Source organism: Actinomyces acetigenes (genome assembly GCF_031296635.1).
GTDB lineage: Bacteria > Actinomycetota > Actinomycetes > Actinomycetales > Actinomycetaceae > Actinomyces > Actinomyces acetigenes.
In genome coordinates this window covers 39,255-55,143 of the sequence record NZ_JASPFC010000006.1, presented here as the reverse complement: position 1 = coordinate 55,143, position 15,889 = coordinate 39,255, and the positions used below count along the sequence as shown (strand labels likewise).

General features: G+C 67.6%; 10 protein-coding genes and 1 tRNA gene. 2 read left to right on the top strand and 9 right to left on the bottom strand.

The window, feature by feature from the left end; all coding sequences use genetic code 11:
- Positions 1 to 49: 49 nt before the first annotated feature.
- From RIV14_RS03680 to polA, 8 genes are all read right to left on the bottom strand, one after another.
- On the bottom strand, positions 50 to 2,536 hold the full coding sequence (locus tag RIV14_RS03680; protein WP_075372587.1) for an HAD-IC family P-type ATPase: 2,487 nt from the start codon (positions 2,534 to 2,536) through the stop codon (positions 50 to 52).
- A gap of 56 nt (positions 2,537 to 2,592) precedes the next feature.
- A complete protein-coding gene (locus RIV14_RS03675; RefSeq protein WP_075372588.1) occupies positions 2,593 to 3,597 on the bottom strand; it encodes a TerC family protein in 1,005 nt (334 codons plus the stop codon).
- Between the two features lie 240 nt (positions 3,598 to 3,837).
- Positions 3,838 to 5,934 carry an excinuclease ABC subunit UvrB gene (uvrB, locus tag RIV14_RS03670; RefSeq protein WP_075372589.1) on the bottom strand — a complete coding sequence of 699 codons (2,097 nt, stop codon included), beginning with the start codon at positions 5,932 to 5,934 and terminating at the stop codon, positions 3,838 to 3,840.
- 352 nt (positions 5,935 to 6,286) lie between these two features.
- The gene (locus RIV14_RS03665) at positions 6,287 to 7,030 is read right to left on the bottom strand and encodes a transcriptional initiation protein Tat (protein WP_075372590.1); all 744 of its coding nucleotides are present in this window, start codon (positions 7,028 to 7,030) and stop codon (positions 6,287 to 6,289) included.
- 117 nt (positions 7,031 to 7,147) lie between these two features.
- On the bottom strand, positions 7,148 to 7,798 hold the full coding sequence (coaE, locus tag RIV14_RS03660) for a dephospho-CoA kinase (protein WP_256699296.1): 651 nt from the start codon (positions 7,796 to 7,798) through the stop codon (positions 7,148 to 7,150).
- A 70-nt stretch (positions 7,799 to 7,868) separates the two neighbouring features.
- Complete coding sequence (locus tag RIV14_RS03655) at positions 7,869 to 9,614, bottom strand: hypothetical protein (RefSeq protein ID WP_075372592.1); 1,746 nt, start codon at positions 9,612 to 9,614, stop codon at positions 7,869 to 7,871.
- 200 nt (positions 9,615 to 9,814) lie between these two features.
- Positions 9,815 to 11,269: a 30S ribosomal protein S1 gene (gene rpsA / locus RIV14_RS03650; protein ID WP_009393299.1), complete on the bottom strand. Its 1,455-nt coding sequence runs from the start codon at positions 11,267 to 11,269 to the stop codon at positions 9,815 to 9,817.
- A 310-nt stretch (positions 11,270 to 11,579) separates the two neighbouring features.
- Positions 11,580 to 14,417: a DNA polymerase I gene (gene polA / locus RIV14_RS03645; RefSeq protein WP_075372593.1), complete on the bottom strand. Its 2,838-nt coding sequence runs from the start codon at positions 14,415 to 14,417 to the stop codon at positions 11,580 to 11,582.
- 17 nt (positions 14,418 to 14,434) lie between these two features.
- On the opposite strand from polA, the gene RIV14_RS03640 reads away from it, so the two are divergent.
- The gene (locus tag RIV14_RS03640) at positions 14,435 to 15,073 is read left to right on the top strand and encodes a PaaI family thioesterase (protein WP_256699297.1); all 639 of its coding nucleotides are present in this window, start codon (positions 14,435 to 14,437) and stop codon (positions 15,071 to 15,073) included.
- Between the two features lie 33 nt (positions 15,074 to 15,106).
- Here RIV14_RS03640 and RIV14_RS03635 read toward each other — a convergent pair whose 3' ends face one another.
- Positions 15,107 to 15,715 carry an ANTAR domain-containing response regulator gene (locus tag RIV14_RS03635; protein WP_009405613.1) on the bottom strand — a complete coding sequence of 203 codons (609 nt, stop codon included), beginning with the start codon at positions 15,713 to 15,715 and terminating at the stop codon, positions 15,107 to 15,109.
- Between the two features lie 54 nt (positions 15,716 to 15,769).
- Between RIV14_RS03635 and RIV14_RS03630 the strand changes: the two genes are divergently transcribed.
- Positions 15,770 to 15,843 (top strand) — tRNA-Leu (locus RIV14_RS03630).
- Positions 15,844 to 15,889 lie beyond the last annotated feature (46 nt).

The following is a 15,889-nucleotide window of genomic DNA, read 5'->3' as shown; positions in this document are numbered from 1 at the left end:
CCTTCACGCTCAGCGGGCGATGTTGCCTTCAAGCCTCAGGGTGCGGTCCCTAACGGTCACGCACGATCCGACGCCGCACCAGGTGAACCATCTCGATTCCTCCGATGGCCAGGCCCGCCATGAGCGCGATCACCCACCACACGCCGGGGGTGGGCCAGGCCAGAAGGAAGAAGGCGCGCACCGGCGGGGCGACGACGCCGAGGACCGCGATCGCCCCCATGAGGACCACCAGCCCCAACCGCCAGCTCGTCAACGGTCTGGCGGTGAGTGTGAGCAGCCACAGACCGCAGGTGATGAGCACCAGGGTCGTCGCCGTGGTCACCTGGGCGCGCGGGGCGTGGGTGAGTGTCAGCCAGAGGTACGTGGTCAGGGTCACGGTGCCCGCCATGAGTCCCGCCGGTACGCACAGGCTGAGCACTCGTCTGAGGAAGCCCTCCCGGTAGCGCTGGTCGCTGGGGGCCAGGGCCAGGACGAAGGCGGGGATTCCGATCGTCAGAGAGGAGACGACCGTGAACTGGCGGGGTAGGAACGGGTAGGCGACCGCCAGGGCTGACACGACGACGGCGATGAGCGAGGCGTAGATGGTCTTGGCCAGGAACAGGGAGGCGATGCGCTCGGTGTTGGCCATGACGCGGCGCCCCTGGGCCACGACCCCGGGCAGGGCCGAGAACTCTCCTTTGAGCAGCACCAGGCGCGCCACCGCCTTGGTGGCCGGCGCTCCATTGCCCATGGCGATGCCGAGGTCGGCGTCCTTGAGCGCCAGGGCGTCATTGACGCCGTCCCCGGTCATCGCGACGACGTGCCCTCGGGACTTCAGTGCCCGCACCAGTGCCCGTTTCTGCTCGGGAGTGACCCGTCCCAGGACGCTGGCGCCCTCAACGGCGTCGGCCAGGCGCTCCAGGTCCTCCTCCGTCTCCTGCCCGCTGCCCGCCCCGGCAGGCAGGGTACGTGCGTCCAGGGCGACGAGCTCGCCGCCGTCAGAAGCGGTGACTCCGGCCTGGCGGGCGACCGCGGCCACGGTCTCGGGGCTGTCACCGGAGATGACCTTGGCGTCGACGCCCTGCTGGCGGAAGTAGGCGAGGGTCTCGGCGGCGTCGGGGCGTATCTCCTCGGTGAGGATGATGATCCCTGCGGCCTCAAGGTCGTTGGGAAGCCGCGGCTCCTCCTCCCCCGGAATCAGCCTCCAGGGTGAGCGCGAGCGGGCCAGGGCCACGACGCGCGCTCCCTGCGCGGCGATCTGACGAGCACGATCCAGTACTGACTCGCTGTGTCCTGCCAGGAGGATCTCGGGGGCGCCGAGCACCCAGGTGGTGCCGGAGCGGTCGCGAGCTGCGGACCACTTGCGGCGCGAGGAGAAGGGCACCGACTCGACGTCTGTCGAAAAGGCCGCCTCGCCGGGTTCCGGGACTTCCCTGAGGCCGTGCTCGCCGAGGCGCTCGGGATCGCTGAGCCCCTCCCTGATGGCGTCGGCGGTGGCGTTGGGCTCCCCCACCGTACTGAGTAGGGCGAGCGCCGAGAGCACCTCACAGGACGCCCGACCGCCGTCGGCGCCCTGGATCTCCCCGAGGCGGATGCGGCCGGTGGTGATGGTGCCGGTCTTGTCCAGGCACAGGGTGTCGACCCGGGCCAGGACCTCGACGGCAGGCAGCTCCTGAACCAGGACGTTGCGCCTGGCCAGGGACAGGGAGGCGGTGGCGAAGTTGACGGAGGTCAGAAGGACCAGGCCCTGGGGCACCATGCTGACCACGCCCGCGATACCGGCGACGACTGCGTTCCGCCAGGCGCCGCTGCTCCAGGCCTCGGCGATGCTTCCGCTCAACCGCAGCTGGGACCACACCAGCACGAGGGCCACGGGCACGATGACCCAGCTGATCCAGTGCAGCACCCGGTTGGTCCCGGCCTGCAGCTCGCTGACGACGAGCGAGTACCTGCGGGCCTCCCGGGCCAGCCGGTGGGCGTAGGCGTCCCTGCCGACCGCGGTGGTGCGGAACAGCCCGGTCCCGGCCGTCACCGTGGTCCCGGACATGACCTGCGCTCCGTTCACGGGGCGCACGGGCCGGGACTCACCGGTGAGGATCGACTCATCGATCTCCAGGCCGTCACTGGTCAGGACCTCCCCGTCAGCAGGCACCTGCTGTCCGGCCCGGAGCCGTACGACGTCGTCGAGGACGACCTCGCCGACCGCCACCTCGGTCTCGGTCCCGTCCCTGACGACAACGGCGCGGGGCGTCTCCAGCACAGACAGACGGTCCAGGGCGCGCTTGGCGCGGATCTCCGTCAGGGTTCCGGTGGCGGTGTTGAGCAGCAGAACGAAACCGAACAGAGCGTCCGCCCAGTGCCCCAGTGCCAGGACGAGGACCAGCGCGACGCCGAGGATGCCGTTGAAGATCGTGAAGACATTGGCTCGCAGGATCTGGGCGGCACTGCGGGAGGTCCGCTCGCGGTACTCGTTGGTCCGTCCGGAACTGACACGCTCGGCGACCTGGGCGGCGCTGAGCCCGATCACCGGGGACTCGGGGGGACTCGTCGTACTCACGAGTCACACAGTAGTGAATCGGTCGGAGAGTGCTCCTCCTCCTGGGGGCCGAGACCTCAGGATGCGGCCTCGGCACGCCGGGCATCTGCTCGCGACTTGAGAATCGAGGCGATGACCGTGACCAGGATGGTGGAGATGATGACGCCCAGGGACACGCCGATCGACGCCTCGGGGATGGCGTGCCACTCCTGGCCACCGTTGATGAAGGGCACCTCGTTGGTGTGCAGGGCGTGAACGATGAGCTTGAAGCCGATGAAGCCGAGAATGACCGCCAGGCCGTAGTGGAGGTAGACGAGGCGGTCGAGCAGCCCGTCGATAAGGAAGTAGAGCTGGCGCAGGCCCAGCAGGGAGAAGGCGTTGGCGGAGAAGACCAGGAAGGGCTCGCCGGTCAGGGAGTAGATCGCGGGGATGGAGTCGACGGCGAACATGACGTCGGCGGTGCCGATGGCGATGATGCACAGCATCATGGGGGTGATCATGGTGCGCCCGGCGTGGCGGTGAATGACTTTTCCGCCCACGAAGCCGTCGGTCATGGGGATGACGCGGGCGACGAGCTTGACAAAGCCGCTGGGCCGGTACTCCTCATCCTCGTCGTCGGGTTCCTCGACTCCCTCCCGGGCCTGGGAGAAGGCGGTCCACAGGAGCCAGGCCCCGAAGAAGTAGAACACCCAGGAGAAGTTCTCGATGAGCGCAGCACCGGCGAGGATGAAGATGAGCCGCAGAATGAGGGCGATGACGATGCCTGCGAGCAGTACCTCCTGCTGGTACTTCCGGGGCACCTTGAAGGAGGACATCATGATGACGAAGACGAAGAGGTTGTCGATGCTCAGCGCCTTCTCGGTGATGTAGCCGGCCAGGTACTCCTGGGCGAAGCCCCCGCCCCACACGAACCAGACGATGCCGGAGAAGGCCAGGGCCATGGCGATATAGGCCACCGACCAGACGGCGGCCTCCTTCATGGTGGGCTCGTGAGGGGTGCGTACGTGACCGACGATGTCGATCACGATGAGGGTCAGGATGATGGCCGCCAGGCCGATCCACCCCAGGATGTGGACGTCCACGTGTTCTCCTCCGGTACGGAACTGGTACCGGAGGTCTCCTCCCGCCACGTGCGCAGGCGCTCAAGGCGCGTACCGCTCTGGCCGCGACGCCGGGAACGCAGGACCGTACGTGGTGCCCGCACCGCCGTGATGACGACGTCGCCGTTGGTTGGGAGTACTCCCCTCCGTGTATAACGTCCGAGAGTCTAACGGGGCGTTTCCTCTCGGCGTAGCCCCGCCGACGCACTCATGGCTGTGAGATCAGTCGGCGGCCTGCATGGCACGCAGCTCCTTCTTGAGGTCCTGGATCTCGTCGCGCAGTCGGGCGGCGAGCTCGAAGTGGAGGTCCTCGGCTGCGGCGTGCATCTGCTGGGTGAGCTCATTGATGAGCTCGGCGAGGTCGCCCTGCGCCGCCCCGGCGAGCTTCTCGCGCACTGTGGCCTCGGCGGCGTGCTTGCGCCGGGCCCGCACCGAGGATTCCTCGTGTCCCCGGTAGCCTCCGGCCAGGAGGTCGGCGGTGTCGACGTCCTCACGGGCGAGCATGTCGGTGACGTCAGCGATCTTCTTGCGCAGCGGTTGCGGGTCGATGCCGTGCTCGGTGTTGTAGGCCAGCTGCTTGGTGCGGCGGCGCTCAGTCTCCTCGATGGCCTCGGCCATGGCCGGGGTGATGGTGTCGGCGTACATGTGGACCTCGCCGGAGACGTTGCGGGCGGCGCGTCCGATGGTCTGCACCAGGGAGCGGGTCGAGCGCAGGAAACCCTCCTTGTCCGCATCCAGGATGGACACGAGTGAGACCTCCGGCAGGTCCAGGCCCTCACGCAGCAGGTTGATGCCCACCAGGACGTCGAAGCGACCCAGCCTCAGCTCGCGCAGGAGCTCGACGCGCCGCAGCGTGTCGACGTCGGAGTGGAGGTACTCCACGCGCACGCCCCTCTCGGCGAGGTAGGTGGTCAGGTCCTCGGCCATGCGCTTGGTCAGGGTGGTCACCAGGATCCGCTCCTGGCGCTCGACACGGGCGCGCACCTCCTCGAGCAGGTCGTCGATCTGTCCCTGCGTGGGCTTGACGACGACCTTGGGGTCCACCAGACCGGTGGGCCGGATGATCTGCTCGACGACGCCGTCGGAGCGCTGGGTCTCGTAGTCACCCGGGGTGGCTGACAGGTAGACGGTCTGACCGACACGGTCCTCGAACTCGGCGAAGGTCAGGGGGCGGTTGTCCAGTGCCGAGGGCAGGCGGAACCCGTGCTCGACCAGGGTGCGCTTGCGGGAGGCGTCCCCCTCGTGCATGGCTCCGATCTGGGGGACGGTCACATGGGACTCATCGATGACGAGGAGGAAGTCCTCGGGGAAGTAGTCCAGGAGCGTGTTGGGGGGGGTGCCGGTCTCGCGCCCGTCGATGTGCAGGGAGTAGTTCTCGATCCCCGAGCACATGCCGATCTGCTGCAGCATCTCCAGGTCGTAGGTGGTGCGCATGCGCAGGCGCTGGGCCTCCAGGAGCCGGCCGTCGTGCTCGAGCTGGGCCAGGCGCTCGGCGAGCTCGGCCTCGATGCCCTCGATGGCCTTCTGCATGCGTTCGGGGCCGGCCACGTAGTGGGAGGCGGGGAAGACGAAGACCTGCTCGACGGTGTCGATGACGTCGCCGGTCACGGGGTGCAGCGTGGCCAGGGCCTCGATCTCGTCTCCGAAGAACTCGATGCGGATGGCGAGCTCCTCGTACATCGGGATGATCTCCACCGTGTCGCCGCGTACGCGGAAGGTGCCGCGGGTGAAGTCGATGTCGTTGCGGGTGTACTGCATCTGCACGAAGCGCCGCAGGAGATCGTCCCGGTCGATCTGCTGGCCCACCTCCAGGGGCGTCATCCGGTCCACGTACTCCTGGGGGGTGCCCAGGCCGTAGATGCAGGACACCGAGGAGACCACGACGACGTCTCGGCGGGTGAGCAGGGAGTTGGTGGCGCTGTGGCGCAGGCGCTCGACCTCGTCGTTGATGGAGGAGTCCTTCTCGATGAAGGTGTCCGTCTGTGGGACGTAGGCCTCGGGCTGGTAGTAGTCGTAGTAGGAGACGAAGTACTCCACCGCGTTGTTCGGGAGAAGCTCGCGGAACTCGGCGGCCATCTGAGCGGCCAGGGTCTTGTTCGGCTCCAAGATGAGGGTGGGGCGCTGGACCTGCTCGACGAGCCAGGCGGTTGTCGCGGACTTGCCGGTTCCCGTGGCACCGAGCAGGACGATGTCCTTCTCCCCCGCCCGGAGGCGCTTGGTCAGCTCGGCGATCGCCGTGGGCTGGTCACCGCTGGGCGTGTAGGGGCTGACGACCTCGAAGGGCTTGGCTGCGCGCTGGAACTCGGTAACGGGACGCATGCCCTCAGGCTACGCGGTCCGGCCGACACCATTGACACCTCTGATCGCGCGGGCGGCTCGTTCATCATCCTGCGATCCGGCTGTCACCACACAGATACGTTTTTGTGTCCAGGAAGGAACCTTCCAATCGAGTTCGCCTATTACGGTGATCTCCGCAGGACGCCGGGCCGTCCCGTTCCATGTTCATGTGGATACTCACTGGGCCCGCGTCTGCCCCGTTTTCATCCCCTGAGTCCAAGGAACTTTCATGGCTTTCATCGTCGCCGTCTCCGCCACCATCGTCGGCGCCCTCGGCCCTGCCCGCACCGCCTCCCGACGCAGCAGCTGCTCGGGCTGAGTCCGCTTTCCGGCTCTACCTCTCGGTTCCGCCCCACTCGACGGCGGTGAATCCGGTCCGGGCCGGTGCGGGCACCAGCTTCTGCTCCCGAACCGCTGTCTGCGGCGCGTCCCCGACGACGATGTAGACCCGGATGAAGGTATCCGGGACGATCTCGGCACCCGAGGAGGGGTCTGTGAAGCGGTAGATGGCCTGGCGCGCGAACTCCTCAGAGGCGAAGGTGACCAGGGCCCTGCCCCGCTCGGCGATCCGCGGGCCCCAGAAGGTGATGAACTCGGCCGCCTCGCGCTCACTAAGCCCCAGGGTGGAGAGCTTGTCCTCCAGGAAGGCGGCTGCCGCATCCGCCTCAACGACGAAGCCCTCGTCCTGAGTGAGAATAGTGGTCCCCTCCCCCTCCCAAAACAGTGACGGGTAGTGCCGTCCCGAGGCGTCGGTCAGGTCCCCGTCAGGTGCTGCCGTCACCTGCCACGTGACGCTGCCGTCCGCCCGTGCCTGCGGCGTCGGATAGGTGTAGGTCAGTGTCCCCTCATAGTCCAGGGACACCGACAGGTCCATCGTCCTCGTGGGGTAGAGGTACAGGACCGGCTTCTTGGGCATGTCCCGTTCCGGCTCTGGGCTCGGCTCTGAGCTCGGTTCCTCAGTCGGCTCCCGGTTCTGCTGCTGGATGGCGGCACAGCCCGCGAGCATCCCGCCCGCAGCAAAGCCGCCGAGCAGCAGAAGGCTCCGACGAGCGGGGTTTTCTACCGGTGAAGGCGGCATGACGGTTCCTTTCGTAGAACTGATGCGTCCGGCCCGACGGCGTCCGGGGCGCCGTGGCTGCTCGCCTCACTGTAGGAGTGGGCGCGCTATTCGCCGATGGGAAGGCCTCCCCTGTTGTCAGGCGATGGTTCCCGGCTCCAGGATCCGGGTGCTCCAGAGTCTGTCGACCTCGGCGCGCAGGTCCTCCAGCGTCCCGGAGTTGGACACGATGGCGTCGGCGACAGCCCGGCGTTCCTCGTCGGTGGCCTGCACGGCAATACGGGCCAGAGCCTCGTCACGAGTCATCCCTCGTGCGGTGAGCCGCTCCAGACGCAGCTCGAGCTCGGCCTCGACGACGACGACGAGATCGAACAGGCCCTGCATCTGCCCCTCGACGAGGAGAGGAACGTCGTAGACCGCCACCTGCCCGGCCGGAACCGTGTCCATCCGAGCCCACGCCTCTGCTGCGATGAGGGGCAGGAGGAGCTCCTCCAGGCGCGCACGGCGCAGGTCGTTGGAGAAGACCAGCCGTCCCAGGGCGCTGCGGTCCAGGGAGCCGTCCGGGGCCAGGATTCCTTCCCCGAACTCGGCCACCACTGCCGCAAGACCGTCACTGCCCGGGCTGACGACGTCGCGAGCGACCTCGTCGGCACTGGTCACGACCGCGCCGCGCTCTTCGAGCAGGCAGGCCACTGTCGACTTACCTGAACCGATGCCACCGGTGAGCCCCACGCGTAGGGCTCGATCCGTCGGACGGCGAGTGGAACAGGGGGCAGGTGTGTGGCGCATGGTCCCATCATGCCGTGACCTGCCCGAGCCGGGCCAGCGCGCCGGCGATATGGGCCGCGGCCTCGCCCTGTTAGTCGACCACCGAGCCCGCCCGACCGTCAGTCGTGATCGTCGTGGTTGATCCGGGTCGTCTTCTTCTTCCCCGGCCCCGCCCGTAGGGAGCGATGCGCTCCTCGACCCGGGCCAGCGACTCCACCGCGCCCTGCGGAGGACTCACGCACCGGGAGGCCTGCTCCGAGGCCCGCGAGATGATCTCGCGGATGATCGGTGCGCGAGAGTGGTCCTCCTCCACCCCGTCAACCAGGACCTCCGCCAGCGCAGAGAGGACCTGCACGGCAACCAGAGGGTCGCCGACGGCGTCGACGAGTATCCCACAGCGTTCTCCTGGCCGGTTCATCGGCCAGGATTCCATCGCCTCCCGGCACTGGCGCCATACCCGGCCGCTGGAAGCGCTGTCTCCACGAGCCTGAGCGGCGTGCGAGGCCAGAGCCAGGGCGGCGCAGGCCGTTTCCGTCCACCCTTGGCTCAGGCTCAGCTCCGCCGTGTCGAGATGCTCCTTCTCCGCGCGTTCATTGGCGCCCAGTGCCGCCAGCAGCCGGCCGAAGGCCAGGCGGAGGTCGATGACCAGCTCCAGGGCGGAGTCGTCCACCACCTCGGACAGCGAGGCGCTGACCGTTTCCGCGGTCGACATGGCGCGCTGTCGCACCGATTCCATGCCATAGCCGCGAGACAGCGTGAGCAGCTCACGGACCTCCTTGAGCAGAGCACCCTGGTTACGCAGCCGGGCGCGATCAGCCGGCACGGCGCTCGTCACCGTCCCGTAGGACCGGCTGGCCAGACCTGCGGCCTCAGCGGCCATGCGCATCTCAACCCGGTACGACACGCCATTGTTGCCGTTGCGGACGTCGAAGCGGTGGGCGATGCCACGCACGAAGGCGGTCATGACGTCATAGGCGTGGACAACGGTGTCCCAAGCCGTGAGCTCCAGGTTCCCCCACGGCGTCGTCCAGCTCAGCGAGGCACCCAGGGCATGCTTTCCGTAATCAGCCCGGTTGGCCTCCCGCATGACGAGAGCCAGTCCGACAGCGGTGTTCATCAGCTGCCAGGCCGAGGCTTCCGAGACAGCCTTCATGGGGCTGTGACGGATGAGCGCGATGGCCCGTTGCCACTGGGAGGACAGCCCCAGGTACTCGAGCCTGTCCGCCAGGCACTGGAGTGACACGACATCTGGAAGGTCGAGCCGGCTCAAGGAGACGAAGGCGTCCTCGGCCTCAACGAGCCGTTGGTGGGCCAGGTAGGGGACCAGCACCGCTCCCAGCCCCCGCGCGGTCTCCAGGGGATCAGCCTCGGCACGCTTCGGGGTGGCCGTGGCTGTGCTGATGACGCCGGAGTAGTCGTCATGCATGCGGGCGGTGGCCAGGACGGCTCCGGTGTCGGTCTTGCCGAAGGAGAAGAGTCTGGCCTCACGGAGCTGTTCAAGGGCCTCGTCCCTGAGGCCGAGGACGGCGGACAGCTCCACCTGGGCGTAGCGCAGTGGAAGCGTCGAGCAGCCGTGGGCGGCCCGAATCCCCTGACAGAAGGCGATCGCCTGCTCAAGGCTCTTCCTGCTCGTGTCCGGGTCCTGGCCCAGCTGAACCAGCCACGCCCGGTCGACGGCGCAGACCGCCTGCACCACCTGGTCGGGCGCGTTTCCCGCAGCCGCCCCTTCGCCGTCGTCGGCGGCGATCGCCTTCCACAGGGCCGCTGCAGCGGCGCGACTGGGGCAGACGGGGTCGACATCCTCCAGAGCGCGGGCAATGTCGCCCCAATAGCTCATATCGTCTCCAACGGTCGTCACGTACAGGTTCCTGCTCCTGGGAAGCAGGGAGCGCCGGCCCCGGCCACAGCATGGCACAGGTGAGGTGCCCGAGCGATGGGGAGAAGGCACCGACATCTGAGGGTCTCTGCCTGCGAAGCAGGTAGAGACCCTCAGATGATGTCAGAAATCAGTTCTGATCAGTGAAGAGGTGCGGATGCTCAGTTACCAGTGAGCTTCTCGCGCAGAGCGGCCAGGGCCTCATCGGAGGCCAGCGTGCCAGAGGCCTCCGACGGAGCCGAGGAGTAGGAGGTGCCGCCCGCGGGGGCCGCCGGAGCACCGGACTCCTGCTCCTCCTCCAGGGCCTTGGCGACCTGGGCCTTGTGAGCCTCCCAGCGGGCGTGAGCAGCCGCGTACTCGGCCTCCCAGGCCTCGCGCTGGGCGTCGTAGCCCTCGAGCCACTCGTTGGTCTCCGGGTCGAAGCCCTCGGGGTACTTGTAGTTGCCCTGCTCGTCGTACTCGGCCGCCATTCCGTAGAGGCTGGGGTCGAAGTCCTCCGACGTCGGATCGACTCCCTCGTTGGCCTGCTTCAGCGACAGAGAGATGCGACGACGCTCCAGGTCGATGTCAATGACCTTGACGAAGACCTCGTCTCCGACCTTGGCCACCTGCTCGGGGACCTCAACGTGACGCTGCGCCAGCTCGGAGATGTGGACCAGGCCCTCGATGCCGTCCTCGACGCGGACGAAGGCACCGAAGGGAACCAGCTTGGTGACCTTGCCGGGAACGACCTGGCCGATGGCGTGGGTCCGGGCGAAGGCCTGCCACGGGTCCTCCTGGGTCGCCTTGAGCGACAGGGAGACGCGCTCGCGGTCGAAGTCGACGTCCAGGACCTCGACCGTGACCTCGTTGCCGACCTCGACGACCTCGGAGGGGTGGTCGATGTGCTTCCAGGACAGCTCGGAGACGTGGACCAGACCGTCGACGCCGCCCAGGTCCACGAAGGCACCGAAGTTGACGATGGAGGACACGACACCGGAGCGGACCTGCCCCTTCTGCAGGGTCTGCAGGAAGTTGGTGCGGACCTCGGACTGGGTCTGCTCGAGCCAGGCGCGACGGGAGAGGACCACGTTGTTGCGGTTCTTGTCCAGCTCAATGATCTTCGCCTCGAGCTCACGGCCCACGTAGGGCTGGAGGTCGCGAACGCGACGCATCTCCACCAGGGAGGCGGGCAGGAAGCCGCGCAGGCCAATGTCCAGGATGAGACCGCCCTTGACGACCTCGATGACGGAGCCGGTGACGACGCCGTCCTCCTCCTTGATGCGCTCGATGGTGCCCCAGGCGCGCTCGTACTGCGCGCGCTTCTTGCTCAGGAGCAGACGCCCTTCCTTGTCCTCCTTCTGCAGGACGAGGGCTTCAATCTCATCACCGACGGAGACGATCTCATCGGGGTCGACGTCGTGCTTGATGGACAGCTCGCGAGCGAGGATGACGCCTTCGGTCTTGTAGCCGATGTCGAGGAGGACCTCATCGCGGTCGACCTTGACGACAGTGCCCTCGACGATATCGCCGTCATCGAAGTACTTGATGGTCTCGTCAACGGCGGCGAGGATCTCCTCGGTCGAACCGATGTCGTTGACGGCGACCGGGGCGGGGCTGGGCGTAGTGGTTGTCATTGAGTGGATGCTCCGAATGCGGATAGTTGGATCGGGTTGATAGGGACTGCGCGCTCCCCAGTGACGTGAATCGGCCCGGACCAATTCATCATCCTGGTTGGATCAGTCTCATAGGAGACGCCCAGGAGCGCACGAGTGAACCTTAGCAGTACGTGACGAATCCGTAACTAGACGATGCTCAAGCATTATCCCGTACGTACGTGCAATCCCTCACGTCATCTGACGACTTGATGTCAAAAGGATGACGTGCCGATCTCATTCATATATCACCGGCTTCTTCGGCCGAGAGCGCGGGTCCTGGAAGGGCTCTCTAGTGGGCGGCCTCACGCCAGGTGCGTCCTCGTCCGACAGCGACGTCCAGGGGGACCGAGAGCTCTGCCGCCCCGCCCATCTGTTCCTTGAGGAGGGCCTCGACCGCCTCGGCCTCTCCGGGCGCGATCTCGATGAGGAGCTCGTCGTGGATCTGCAGGAGGATGCGGCTTGCCAGTGCCTGCTCGCTCAGCGCGCTGTCGACGTCGATCATGGCCTTCTTGACGATATCGGCGGCGCTGCCCTGGATGGGAGCGTTGAGGGCGGCCCGTTCAGCCATCTCACGGCGCTGCCGGTTGTCGCTGGTCAGGTCGGGCAGGTAGCGCCGGCGCCCGAACATCGTCTCGGTGTATCCGTCGCGGCGCGCCTGCTCCACGACGGACTCCAGGTAGTCGTGAACCTTCCCGAACCTGGCAAAGTAGGCGTTCCTCAGATCCGCCGCCTCGGCGTTATCGATACCGAGCTGACGGGCCAGCCCGAAGGTCGACAGACCGTAGGCCAGTCCATAGCTCATGGCCTTGACGTGGCTGCGCTGCTGGGCGGTGACGTCCTCGACCCTGATGCCGTGGACCAGGGCGGCGACGTAGCGGTGCAGGTCCTCCCCGCTGCGGAAGGCCTCGATCAGCGCCTGGTCTGCGGACAGGTGCGCCATGATGCGCATCTCGATCTGGGAGTAGTCGGCGGTCATGAGGCACTCATAGCCCTCGCCGACGGTGAAGGCCTCGCGGATGCGCATCCCCTCCTCGTGACGGGCCGGGATGTTCTGCAGGTTGGGGTCGGTGGAGGACAGGCGCCCCGTGGCGGCGATGGTCTGCTGGAAGGTGGTGTGGATGCGACCGTCGGGCTGGATCGCCTTGCGCAGTCCCTCAACCGTCTGCCGCAGTTTGATGGCGTCGCGGTGCTCAAGAAGGTGCTCCAGGAAGGGGTGGGAGGTCTTGGCATACAGCCCGGCCAGGGCATCGGCGTCCGTGGTGTAGCCGGTCTTGGTCTTGCGGGTCTTGGGCATCTTCAGCTCGTCGAACAGGACGGCCTGGAGCTGCTTGGGACTGGAGAGGTTGAGCTCTCGCCCGGCGGCGGCGTAGGCGCCCTCAGCGGCGTGGGTCACGCGGGCGTCGAGCTCGGTCTGGCGGGCTTGGAGCACGGCGTCGTCGACGGCGATGCCGGCGTTCTCCATGACGGTCAGGGTCGCGGCCACGGGCATCTCCAGGTCGGTGAACAGTCCGGTGACATCACGAGCCGCCATCTGCTCATCGAGCACGGCCTGGAGCGGGAGCAGGGCGGCGGCCCGACGTGCACTGGCCAGGTGGGATGCGGGAACGGCCTCGGAGGTGAGGGCCTCGAGGTCGAAGGCGCTCTGGGACTCGCCAGGGCCGCCGTCGCCCCTGGCTCCGTTCTCGTTGACGGAGGCCAGGTCGATGCCGAGCCAGCGCTGGGTGAGGGTGTCGACGTCGTAGCTGCGCTGCTCAGGGCGGCACAGGTAGCCGGCCAGCGAGGGATCTGCGACGACGCCGTCGAGCGTGAGCCCCCGGGCGCTCAGCGCGTGCCAGCTGCCCTTGGCGTCAGCGACGAGCTTGGGGCGCTCCACGTCGGACAGGAGCCGGGCCAGGACGGCTTCGTCCTCGGGCAGGATCTCGGTGAGGTCGATGACGACCGCCCGAGAGCCATCGGACAGCGACACGAGCACGGCATCGCCCTCCACCGGGCTGAGGACGCCGACAACATCGACGCCCAGGGGGCGGGTGCCGCCGTCGCCATCTGCCGGCAGGCCGGCCTCCAACCAGTCAGCCAGCTGCCCCGCGGCAAGATCGTGTCCCAGCGAGACGATCTCCAGGTCGCCCAGTGCGTTCAAAGCGCCGGCTTCCTCTGCCTCGCCCGGCTCGGCGTGGTCGGAGGTGTCGGTGAAGCTCAGGATGCGCAGCGCCCGTTGGTGCAGGGTGCGGAACTCCAGGGCCTCGAACACGCGTGCCAGGCCGGCGCGGTCGGCGCCCGCAAGGCGCAGGTCGGTGCGCGGGACGACTCCGAGATCCAGGTCGGTAAGCAGGTGGTTGAGGCGGCGGTTGCGCACGACGTCGTCGAGGTGGTCGCGCAGCGACTGGCCGGCCTTGCCCTTGATCTGGTCCGCATGAGCGATGACGCCGTCGAGCCCGTCGTAGAGGTTGATCCACTTGGCGGCGGTCTTGGGGCCCACGCCCGGGACTCCGGGGAGGTTGTCGCTGGTCTCGCCGACCAGGGCGGCGAGGTGCGGGTAGCGCTCGGGCGTCACCCCGTAGCGCTCCTCCACCTTCTGAGGCGTCATGCGACGCAGTGTTGACACGCCCTTGACCGGGTAGAGCACGGTACACCGCTCGGTGACCGTCTGGAAGGAGTCGCGGTCTCCGGAGCAGATGAGGACCTCCATGCCCTCTGCCTGGGCAGAGGTCGCCAGGGTGGCTAGGATGTCGTCGGCCTCGTAGCCCGGCGCGGTCAGCGCTGTGACGCCCATGGCCTCCAGGACCTCCTGGATGAGCTCGACCTGCCCGAGGAAGGGCTGCGGCGTCTCATCGCGGGTTCCCTTGTACTCGGCGTACTCCTCAGTGCGGAAGGTGCCTCCCGGCAGGTCGAAGGCGACCGCCACGTGGGTGGGGCGCTCATTGTCCAGCAGCGACAGGAACATGGACACGAAGCCGTGGACGGCGTTGGTGGACTGCCCCGTCGACGTCGTGAAGTTGTCGACGGGCAGCGCGTAGAAGGCGCGGAAGGCCATCGAGTGTCCGTCAATGAGAAGAAGACGTTCGGGTACCGGATCCGAGGGGGACTGAGGTGTTGGACTCGTCGCAGGGCTGGTCGCGGTGGTGCTCACCGTGCCAGCCTAGGCCCATGACCCATCCACAGTCCGACTCGCCCCTCTCCCCCATCAGCGTAGGGGGCTCCAGTGACTCTCAGGCCTCTCCTGCCTCCGCCGACTCCCCCAGCTCGCCGGCGGTCGTCGGGCCGCTGGGCCCCGTAGGCCGCGTCACTGCGGCCTCCTACTCCGGAGCGAGCGCCTCCGCCGTAGCCTTCCCGGACCCTGCCCGGCGCCCGTACCCGGATCCGCGTCCCGCGGGCTCTGCCGTCTCCGCCTCCTCGGCACTGCACGCGGTGCTGGAGGACAGTGAGGAGGGCACGCTCATGGAGACCCTCGGGATGGAGGTGGTGACTCGTGACGCGAATCGGACCGAGGTCCGGATGCCGGTCGATGGCGCCCGACAGGTCGTCGGAATCCTGCACGGCGGTGCCACCGCTGCGATCATCGAGACGGCTGCCTCCGTGGCCGCGCGCGCGGCGGCGCCCGACGGTGCCGTCCCGGTGGGGGCGGAGCTGACGGTCAGCCACCTGCGCTCCGTGTCCCAGGGCTGGGTGAAGGCCACCGCCGTTCCTCTTCACCGCGGCCGTCGCACCGTGGTCTACCAGGTGACGGTCACTGACGACGAGGAGCGGACCATCGCCGTCGGGACGCTGCGCAGCCTGTTCACCTGAGGCTCCGCTCCGCAGAGGGCGATCAGTGGGCGCTTAGTCCTTCTTGGCCGAACCGACCTGTTCGATGACGGCGTCGGCCACCTCGCGCATGGTCAGACGCCGGTTCATGGAGGTCTTCTGCAGCCAGCGGAACGCCTCCGGCTCGCTCAGCCCCATGCGCTCCATGAGCAGTCCCTTGGCCCGGTCAACGCGTTTACGGGTCTCGAAGCGCTCGGTGAGGTCGGAGATCTCACTCTCCAGGGAGAGGATCTCCTCGTGCCGTGACATGGCGATCTCAAGTGCCGGGATGAGATCCGCCGGGGTGAAGGGCTTGACGACGTAGGCCATGGCGCCGGCGGCGCTGGCTCGTTCGACGAGCTCGGTCTGGGAGAAGGCGGTCAGCATGACGACGGCGCAGTTGTGCTTCTCGAGAATCCTCTCCGCCGCGGTGATGCCGTCGGTCACCGGCATCTTGACGTCAAGAACACACAGGTCAGGGTCATGCTCATCAGCCAGGCGAACAGCCTCCTCCCCGTCTGCGGCTTCAGCGACGATCTCGTAGCCGGCGTCGGTGAGAGTCTCGACGATGTCAAGGCGGATGAGGGTCTCGTCCTCAGCGACGAGCACCCGGCGGGACTTGGTGGTGCTGGACTCATTGCTCACGGCTGCGATCCTAGTATGATCTCGCTGTTAGCGCCCCCGCAGAGCCGGCGGCGTGCCTCCGTAGCCCAATTGGCAGAGGCATCCGACTCAAAATCGGAGTGTTGTGGGTTCGAGTCCCACCGGAGGTACTCATGAACTGAAGGGGGGCTCCCACCAGGTGGTGGGAGCCCCCCT

Coding starts and splice junctions, on each gene's coding strand:
- uvrB (WP_075372589.1), bottom strand. CDS start 5,934: ATGCGTCCCGTTACCGAGTTCCAGCGCGCAGCCAAGCCCTTCGAGGTC.
- RIV14_RS03665 (WP_075372590.1), bottom strand. CDS start 7,030: ATGCCGCCTTCACCGGTAGAAAACCCCGCTCGTCGGAGCCTTCTGCTG.
- coaE (WP_256699296.1), bottom strand. CDS start 7,798: ATGCGCCACACACCTGCCCCCTGTTCCACTCGCCGTCCGACGGATCGA.
- RIV14_RS03655 (WP_075372592.1), bottom strand. CDS start 9,614: ATGAGCTATTGGGGCGACATTGCCCGCGCTCTGGAGGATGTCGACCCC.
- rpsA (WP_009393299.1), bottom strand. CDS start 11,269: ATGACAACCACTACGCCCAGCCCCGCCCCGGTCGCCGTCAACGACATC.
- RIV14_RS03640 (WP_256699297.1), top strand. CDS start 14,435: ATGACCCATCCACAGTCCGACTCGCCCCTCTCCCCCATCAGCGTAGGG.